At 58.8% G+C, this 8,419-nt stretch carries 7 protein-coding genes and 1 tRNA gene; 6 read left to right on the forward strand and 2 right to left on the reverse strand.

The genetic code is table 11. The annotated features are described in order from the left end of the window. The first annotated feature begins 52 nt into the window (after window positions 1–52). Window positions 53–757, forward strand: coding sequence for a DUF554 domain-containing protein (locus G449_RS0114205; protein WP_022659986.1), 705 nt, complete (start codon window positions 53–55; stop codon window positions 755–757). Window positions 758–837: 80 nt separating this feature from the next. Here G449_RS0114205 and G449_RS0114210 read toward each other — a convergent pair whose 3' ends face one another. After that, the gene (locus tag G449_RS0114210) at window positions 838–1,836 is read right to left on the reverse strand and encodes an Ldh family oxidoreductase (protein ID WP_022659987.1); all 999 of its coding nucleotides are present in this window, start codon (window positions 1,834–1,836) and stop codon (window positions 838–840) included. A 471-nt stretch (window positions 1,837–2,307) separates the two neighbouring features. Between G449_RS0114210 and G449_RS0114215 the strand changes: the two genes are divergently transcribed. Continuing rightward, window positions 2,308–3,582: a DUF4910 domain-containing protein gene (locus G449_RS0114215; protein WP_022659988.1), complete on the forward strand. Its 1,275-nt coding sequence runs from the start codon at window positions 2,308–2,310 to the stop codon at window positions 3,580–3,582. Between the two features lie 45 nt (window positions 3,583–3,627). Here G449_RS0114215 and G449_RS17305 read toward each other — a convergent pair whose 3' ends face one another. Then, window positions 3,628–4,416 (reverse strand): L-2-amino-thiazoline-4-carboxylic acid hydrolase, encoded by a 789-nt coding sequence (locus tag G449_RS17305; protein ID WP_022659989.1) that lies wholly within the window; start codon window positions 4,414–4,416, stop codon window positions 3,628–3,630. Window positions 4,417–4,794: 378 nt separating this feature from the next. Between G449_RS17305 and G449_RS0114225 the strand changes: the two genes are divergently transcribed. The 4 genes from G449_RS0114225 (at window position 4,795) to G449_RS0114240 (ending at window position 8,150) form a co-directional block, all read left to right on the forward strand. Further along, on the forward strand, window positions 4,795–5,289 hold the full coding sequence (locus G449_RS0114225) for a GyrI-like domain-containing protein (protein ID WP_022659990.1): 495 nt from the start codon (window positions 4,795–4,797) through the stop codon (window positions 5,287–5,289). Between the two features lie 256 nt (window positions 5,290–5,545). Next, entirely contained in the window at window positions 5,546–7,009 is a 1,464-nt protein-coding gene (locus G449_RS0114230; RefSeq protein WP_022659991.1) for a 4Fe-4S dicluster domain-containing protein, read from the forward strand. Window positions 7,010–7,219: 210 nt separating this feature from the next. Beyond that, a complete protein-coding gene (locus G449_RS0114235) occupies window positions 7,220–8,020 on the forward strand; it encodes a DODA-type extradiol aromatic ring-opening family dioxygenase (RefSeq protein WP_022659992.1) in 801 nt (266 codons plus the stop codon). 54 nt (window positions 8,021–8,074) lie between these two features. Then, window positions 8,075–8,150 (forward strand) — tRNA-Ala (locus G449_RS0114240). Window positions 8,151–8,419 lie beyond the last annotated feature (269 nt).

Here is an 8,419-nt window from a genome sequence, read left to right on the forward strand (position 1 = left end):
TTTCCTGTCCGCCTTCCAGAACGATTTCTATGCCATTACGCGGAGCACGCATATGATCGGGCCAATTGTGAACAGTGGCGGACTTTTCATCGGCGGCATCATCGGCGTTATTTTTGCCGATGTTTTTCCTGAACGGCTCAAAAAAGCGCTGCCGTCAATCTTTGGCGTCATCACCCTGTGTCTGGGCGCAACCCTTGTGGGCAAGGCCGCAGCACTGCCAGCCGTGACGGTTTCTCTCATTCTCGGCACCATGGTGGGCGAAATCATGTATGCCGAAGCCCTGTTGCAAAAGTTCCTGCGGGCCATTTTTGGTCTGCTGAAAAGCAAGCGTATGGGCGATGAAAACTTTTCCCTGATGGTCATAACCTTAGTGGCGGCATTCTGCTTTGGCAGCATGGGCTTTTTGGGGGCCTTTCATGAAGGCCTCACCGGCAAACCCGACATCCTGCTGACCAAGGCCGCGCTGGACATGTTTACCGGCGTGGTTTTCGGCTCCTTCATGGGCTTTTCCGTAAGCCTTATCGCCGTGCCGCAGTTTATTATTCTGGCGCTCATCTACATGGGGGCCACCACCATTGCCCCGTTCATGACCCCGGCCATGCTCAACGACTTTACCGCCTGCGGCGGCGTCATCTTTGTGGCCACGGGCCTGCGCATGTGCGATATCAAGATATTCCCGGTCATCAACATGCTGCCCGCGATGGCCATTATTTTGCCGCTTTCGCACCTGTGGGAGCTGTACTTTCCCTTCAAATAACCGGCCTGCGACCATGACTGAAATACGGTTTTGCCCCCCGGCCTTACGCGCAAGAGGGCAACACCGTTTAAACACTGCGGCTAGTGCAGCGATTGCAGTTGGGCCAGCAGATCTTCCGGCAGATCAATACTATTTCGCTCACTGGCGGCGCGGCTGAGGCCGATGCGGCGGTCGCCCGGCAGGCGCGCGCCCGGCTGGTCGCTGATGAAGCCCAGCAAGTGCTCCACCCGATCCAGAAAGTTCGCCCCTGCCGTAGCCGCAGGGTCCATGACCAGAAAACTCTGCCCAAGGCGCGGCGGCGGGCCGTCCGGCGTGAACAGGGAAGAGGCCTCAATGGCCAGGGAAGCACCCGTAAGCGCTGCCGCCATTATTTCCACAATGAGTGCAAGGGCATAGCCCTTGGGGCCGCCAAAGGGCAGCAGTGCGCCGTTGAAAGCCTTGACCGGATCGCAGGTAGGATTGCCCTCTGCATCCACAGCCGCGCCCTCGGGGATACTCTCGCCCTTTTTTGCGGCCTGCAAAATCTTGCCGCGCGCCAGCAGCCCCATGGAAAGATCAATAACAAGGGGTGGGGCGTTCTTGCGCGGGCAGGCCATGGCCAGAGGGTTCGTGCCAAACGTCACCTTTGAGCCTCCATAGGGGGCCAATGCAGCGGGGCTGTTGGCAAAGCCGAGGGCCAGCAGACCCTGCGCCGCCAGATCCGCCACGGGGAATCCCATCACGCCCGCATGGTGCGAATTGCGCACGGCCATAAGGGCCACGCCAGTCTCCCGGGCGGCCTGAGCCACCACGGGCAGGCCATCGGCAAAAGCGCTGAAGGCAAATCCGCAGCAGGCGTCAACCAGCACCACGCCAGGCTTTGCGCGTTCCACCACCGGAACTGCCTTGCCATCAACCTTGCCTGCCGCCGCCTGAGATGCATAGTAGGGAATGCGCGAAAATCCGTGCGAAGGCAGGCCTTCCATTTCTGCCCGCAGGAGCGAGGCGATGGTCAATTGGGCATGTCGCTGCCCGACCTTGTGGGCCTGCAAAATGTCTTCGCCCATTTTTTGTGCTTCGGTAAGGCTGATATGAGGCATGGAGTCTCCAGATTCTAGCTGATTTTACGTATAGTTGCTTGCATTGCGCGAGCACTTTTTGCATACCAGTATTGTTGATGGCGGAAAAGGATGTTTTGCGCGCCCGCCCTGGGGCTTTTCTGCGCACAAACTAAATGCTAATCTTAAATAGGCGCGCTGGCTCCCGCTTGGCCCGTGCTGCCGTTGAAGCTCCACGCGCGCGGTCATAATGGCAGTTCTGGCCTGCGCGACGACCGGGAACAAAAGCCCTGTATGGGGGCAGCGGGCATCTTTTTTCCGTTTTACAGAAAATTGCTGCTTGACTGCGCGCCTCAGTCGCCATAAGCAAGCTCGCGACAGGCATTGCCGGCGGAAAATTCCCCCCCTGGAATTCGGCGCTCAGGGTTAGTGCTCCTTAGGGTTAGTGCCCCTTAGGGTTAGTGCCCCTTTTGGGAATTGCTGCCTCACGCGATGCCAACATAAGGAAGGATAATGACGAGCTTCCACGACTTTCTTCGCAGCCTTTTTCCCATATGCCGCAGTATTACGGGCAACGGGGTGCGGCAGACGTTGCGCATGTTGCAGGAAGAATTACCGGGATTACGCACCGTTGAGGTGCCGTCTGGATCCAAGGTTTTTGACTGGACAGTGCCGGACGAATGGAACATCAGGGGCGCGCGGCTGACTGGCCCATCGGGCGAAGTGATTGCCGACTTTGCCGACACCAATCTGCATGTGATGGGGTATTCCGAACCCGTTGACTGCGACATTTCGCTGGAAGATCTGCAAAATCATTTGCATTCCCTGCCCGAAATGCCCAATGCCATTCCTTACATCACATCATACTATGCCCGGCGCTGGGGCTTCTGCATCAAGCACGACGAGCGGCAAAAGCTGGCCCCCGGCATGTACCATGCCTTCATAGATTCCACCCTTGCCCCGGGGCATCTGACGTACGGCGATCTTGTTATTCCCGGTCAGAGCGAAAAAGAAGTTTTTCTTTCCACCTACATCTGCCACCCCTCCATGGCCAACAACGAGCTTTCCGGCCCGGTGGTGGCCACGGCCCTTGCGCAGTGGGTGGCGCAGCGCCCGCGCCGCTACACCTACCGTTTTGCCTTTGTGCCCGAAACCATCGGCTCCATCACCTATCTGAGCCGCAACCACGAGGCCTTGCGCCGCAATGTGGTGGCGGGCTTCAACCTCACCTGCATGGGCGATGAACGGGCCTATTCCTATCTGCCCAGCCGCAAGGGCAACACTCTGGCCGACAAGGCCGCCCTGCACGTGCTGCACCATTTTGCACCCGATTTTATCCGCTACACCTTTCTTGACCGCGAGAGCGACGAGCGCCAGTACTGCGCGCCCGGCATCGACCTGCCCCTGTGCAGCGTCATGCGCAGCAAATACCACGTCTACCCCGAGTACCACACCTCGCTGGACGACTGTTCGCTTGTTACGCAAAAGGGGCTTGAAGGCAGCGTGAACATCATGACGCGCATCCTTGAAGCGCTGGAAGAAAACGTCACCTACGAGCCGCGCGTGCTGTGCGAACCGCAGCTGGGCAAACGCGGCCTCTACCCCACGCTGAGCACAAAAACTTCCTGTACGGAACAGGTCAATCTGATGATGGATCTGCTGGCCTATGCCGATGGCGAAACCACGCTGCTTGAAGAAGCAGACATTGTGGGCAGGGATATTTTTCGCTGTGCGGAAACCATGCGCAAGCTGGTTGAAAAGGACGTGCTGGCGGTCAAAACCTGCTGACGACTGTGCGCGGCATGGATGCAAGGCCACCGCGCAACAGCCGCATCACGCCATGTCCCAGCCCTGGGTTGTTTCCCGCCCCTGCTTGTAGCGGAAGTCGCATACCTTGCCGCCCTCAGCCAGCGTTGAGGTGCGCGCAAGGCCCGTGCCCTCCGCCCGTGCGGTGGGAAAGTCCACCCGGCAAGGATAAGGAGCCAGCTCGGGCATGCCCAGCGAGGCAAAATACTTCATCAGCCCGCATTCCGTGTAGTTTACACCGATATCAAAATCGCGCCCATCACCCCGAAATACCGTCTGCACCCAATCCAGCGGATAGCGCCGCTGCTGGCTGCGCATGGCCCAGCCCTGCAACAGGGCAAAATACTCCGGCGTAAAGAACCGCTGCCCGTTGGCGCGGTAGGCTTCCTTCTGCTCCTCAAAACTGTAGACCGCCAGATCGTACACAAGCTTGCCCACATCCCTGGCGCTGAATCCGTGCTCGCGCATGGCAGTGTACAGCGCCGCATACTGCGGCCCTACCAGAAAACTGGGGTAGGTCAGGTTCTCCGGCCCGCCAATATCCGGCAGAGGCAGCAGACGGTCATGGGCCTGCCTTGCCTGGGCAACCATGGCGCGCAAATCTTCCGCTGGCCGCTGCCCGGCGAGCATCTGCTCCGCACCGGCGCACATTTCTGCAAATTCGGCTTTGAGGGCCTCATCGCTCACCGGCTTGCCGATGCCCTGCGCAATGGAGGCCATACAGGAACAGGGCAGCAGCAGAGCGGCGCAGGTTCCCAGCGCCAAGGAGCAAAATGCGCGCCGGGTATAGCGTGGAAGCATAGTGGCATGGTGCATGACGGCTCCTGCTTGCGGCGCGCCTGCGCGCCAGACTGGGGGGTTACGGCATGACTCACACTAGCGGGAGCCGGGGGCGCTGTCCACGCGAGCCATAGCAGCGGCAAGGGCCTGTGGTATGGTCAGTGGCATGGATGCAAGGCACGCCTCGCTTTTGTAAACAGACTGCTAGTAATTATAAATCATCATCTACAAATTTTAAATATAATTCAGCATAATATATGCCCATGACGATTTCATCACATTGGTATACCGGTTGACATGTTAACATAACTGGTACATGCAAAACGGCTGGCCGACGCATATGGGGGACTGACGTCATTTCACCCCTGCGGCCGAAAACTGTTGCCCTGTGATCAGACCAGCCGAGGAGCGTTCATGCCAATGCCTTTTGCCGTTGTGGTGTTGCAACACCACAGTGTCCGCCTTTTCGGTGTGCGCATCCACACAACCCTGCACAACGCCCCGCAGGAATGCCCCCGGCTGTGGAATGAGGTCTTTACCCCCCGCATGCCAGAGCTGAGCGGCAAGCCCAGCAATACCTATCAGGGGCCGTCTTACGGGCTTTCTTTGTTTACAGACCATGCAGGACTGGCTTTTGATTACTGGGCTGCAATGGAAGCTCCGGAACTTGCCGCGCCTCCCGCAGGCATGGACGCGGTAACCCTGCCGGGCGGTCTCTATGCCTGTTGCCGCATCCCCGCCGCAGGCATGCTTCAGGAAGCATACGACTACATGTATGACGAATGGCCTCAAACGCCGGGCGGCTATACCGTTCTGGTCGACAAGCCCTGCTTCGAGCGCTACGACAGCCGCTTTATTCAGTCCGGCACCCACGATGTCTATGTGCCCGTGCTGCCCCGCGAAGAATAGCCTGCCCCCTGCTGCGGGCTATTGGGCCGACTTCCCAGCTTCTTGGGCCTGATTTTCTGGCCTGACGACATAAGCTTTTCATTCCTGCTCGGGCTTTCTGCCGTGCTCTGCCTATTTGCCTTCCCCTTCAAGCCATACTGTAAAAGTATGCTATAAATTGCACTCTTTTTCGGAATATGCCATATTGCGAATGAATCGTAATAATCGGCAATTCGGCTGCACCCTTGCGCCCGCATATGCCGATAAGGGAGCATACATGGCACTGACCCGACGTAATTTTCTGGTGGGCGCGGCCTCTACGGCAGGCATTGCGGCTGCGGGGCTGGATGCCCGGGCCGAAACCAATGGCGCGAGCGCCTCTGCCCAGCATGCGGAATACGCAACCCTGCTCGACATTGAAAAATGCATCGGCTGTGGCCAGTGCGTGGAGGGCTGCCGCGATCGTAACGGGAACCGCTATCCGGAAGTCAAAAAGCCCCTGCCGGTCATGTTTCCGCCCGGAACCAAGGACGAGGACTGGTCTGGCAAGCGGGATGTGGACGACAGGCTCACGCCCTATAACTGGCTGTATATTGAGAGCGTTACCGTGCAGAAGGACGGCGCGCCGCTTGAACTGCATATTCCCCGCCGCTGCCTGCACTGCACAAATCCGCCCTGCGCCAACCTCTGCCCATGGGGCGCGGCCAGCCGCCAGCCAGAGACAGGCACGGTGAGCATAGACAGCCAGACCTGTCTTGGCGGGGCAAAATGCCGCACGGTCTGCCCCTGGCACATCCCGCAGCGGCAATCGGGCGTGGGGCTGTATCTTGACCTCATGCCGCGCTTTGCCGGCAACGGCATCATGTACAAGTGCGACCGCTGCGCAGACAGCTTTGCCCACGGCCAACTGCCCGCCTGTGTAGAGGTTTGCCCCCAGCAGGTGCAGACCATTGGCCCCCGCGATGAAATTCTGGCGCAGGCCCGCAAGCTGGCGCAGGAGCGCGGCGCGTACCTTTATGGCGTGACGGAAAACGGCGGCACCAATACTTTTTATCTATCGCCCGTGCCGTTTTCCGAACTGGCGGCGCAGGCCAAACCCGGCCCCGGCAAGCCCACCTTTGGCCCGGTGGAGGACTCCATGGCGCAGGCTGGCAACCTCACCCGCATGCTGATAACGGCACCGCTGGTGGGCGTGGCAGGGGCGCTGGTAAATGCCGCACGCCAGGGGCAAGGCCCGAGCCACACGCAGGCCCGCCCTCAGGGTGCGCTGCATGACCCCAAGACTGAAGCTGCCCTCTCCGGCGGCTTGCTCAAGAAGCTGTGGGTGACCGTGGCCCTTCTGCTCGGCTTTACGGGCATGATGCAACTGCCCGTGGCAAGCCGATACGGCATTGCCAAAGTTCCCGGCCTCACATGGACAGGCGATTTTTACACCACGCTGAACGTCCACTATATTCTGGCTGCCCTGCTGCTGGCGCTGGGACTGTATTGGCTGACCCTGCAGGTGCGCGGCAGGCTGCGGGGCCGCCTTGCCTACTGGGGCAAGGTGCGGCTGGCAGTGCTGGGGGTTGTGGTGCTGAGCGGCATGGCCCGCGTTGCCAAAAACCTGCCTTCCATCACGTTTTCGCCGGGTATGACAACCTTTATTGACCTTGTGCATCTTGGTTTTGCCGTGCTGCTCGGCGTGCTCTGCCTCTGGCTGTGGGTAACAGGGCGCGGCGCATGGCGCGAGGATGGATAAAGGGCGTTGCCCGCAAACATGACTGTATGCACAGGCGGGTATTCTGCGGAATGCCCGCCTTCATTATGGGCTTGGCTTGCACCCGCAAAAATTTGTCTGTACTGGTCGCTACGGCTCTTGGCCCCGGCAGGATTTGGCGCTACGCTGATAGCTGCATCTTCCCTCCTCAAGCTAGTTTTGTGACATCCACATCCACCAGCGAGGCGCATCATGACCATGCCCGCATTTTACATCCCCCACGGCGGCGGCCCCTGCTTTTTTATGGACTGGATGCCGCCGGACACATGGAATGCCCTTGGCGGCTGGATGCGCTCCATCCCGGCAACGTTGCCGCAACAGCCAAGGGCGCAGATTGTATTCTCCGCCCATTGGGAGCAGTCGGAATTTACCCTGCTGACCACGCGGACCCCTGGCCTGTATTACGATTACTACGACTTTCCGCCGCATACCTATGAGTTGCAGTGGCCTGCGCCGCCCGCGCCGGAACTGTTTGACCGTGTGGGCCAGTGCATGCGCTCGGCAGGGTTGCCGCTGGCAGAGGACACTACGCGGGACTTTGACCACGGCGTGTTTGTGCCGGGCCTGTTGATGTATCCAGAGGCGCAGATGCCCACGATACAACTATCGCTGCGGCGGGGGCTTGATCCGCTGGAGCATCTGGCCCTGGGGCGGGCGCTGGCCCCTCTGCGCGAGGAAGGCGTGCTGTTTGTGGGCAGCGGCATGAGCTTTCACAACATGCGGGCCTTCCGCTACGGGGATAACACGCCCATTGAAGGGGCGGATGTTTTTGACAACTGGCTGGCGGATGCCGTGTGCAACCCCAATGCCGCCATGCGCAACGCTGCCCTTGCGGAATGGGAAAAGGCCCCCGGTGCGCGCTTTGCCCACCCGCGCGAGGAGCATCTGATCCCGCTGATGGTGATTGCCGGGGCTGCCGGAGTCGCGCAGGGCAAGCTTGCCTGGCACGGCAGGGCTATGGGCGCACCGCTCTCGGCATTTTCTTTTGACTAGCTGAAATAAATACTTGCACCCCACGGCGAAAAAGTATAATTCCAAATTTCTCATGGGGCTGTAGCTCAGTTGGGAGAGCGCTTGAATGGCATTCAAGAGGTCAAGAGTTCAATTCTCTTCAGCTCCACCAGATAGGTAATTAAAACCCCCGATCATTGAAAAATGGTCGGGGGTTTTTTACGTTAACTGCTTTCGCGCGATTAGCCCTATATTTTGATTTTTTTCTTACTTGTGCTTGGGGCACAGTTCTTCTATTTTTCGTTTTAAGCAGCTTATTCGAAAAAATATATTTTTATATACTATGCTAGGAGGATTTATGGCGTTCAAAATCCCAACTCCGATGGCATCAATGGATACAAGCCCAGAAACTCTTTTTCGCGACCTCAGAAACAGAACCGT

Origin of the sequence: Desulfovibrio desulfuricans DSM 642 (assembly GCF_000420465.1) — a bacterium.
GTDB lineage: Bacteria > Desulfobacterota > Desulfovibrionia > Desulfovibrionales > Desulfovibrionaceae > Desulfovibrio > Desulfovibrio desulfuricans.

What these genes read in the sequence shown, in the direction of transcription:
- G449_RS0114230 (WP_022659991.1), top strand. Translation starts at nt 5,546, where the DNA reads ATGGCACTGACCCGACGTAATTTTCTGGTGGGCGCGGCCTCTACGGCA.
- G449_RS17305 (WP_022659989.1), bottom strand. Translation starts at nt 4,416, where the DNA reads ATGCACCATGCCACTATGCTTCCACGCTATACCCGGCGCGCATTTTGC.
- G449_RS0114205 (WP_022659986.1), top strand. Translation starts at nt 53, where the DNA reads ATGATCGGGCCAATTGTGAACAGTGGCGGACTTTTCATCGGCGGCATC.
- G449_RS0114215 (WP_022659988.1), top strand. Translation starts at nt 2,308, where the DNA reads ATGACGAGCTTCCACGACTTTCTTCGCAGCCTTTTTCCCATATGCCGC.
- G449_RS0114235 (WP_022659992.1), top strand. Translation starts at nt 7,220, where the DNA reads ATGACCATGCCCGCATTTTACATCCCCCACGGCGGCGGCCCCTGCTTT.
- G449_RS0114210 (WP_022659987.1), bottom strand. Translation starts at nt 1,836, where the DNA reads ATGCCTCATATCAGCCTTACCGAAGCACAAAAAATGGGCGAAGACATT.
- G449_RS0114225 (WP_022659990.1), top strand. Translation starts at nt 4,795, where the DNA reads ATGCCAATGCCTTTTGCCGTTGTGGTGTTGCAACACCACAGTGTCCGC.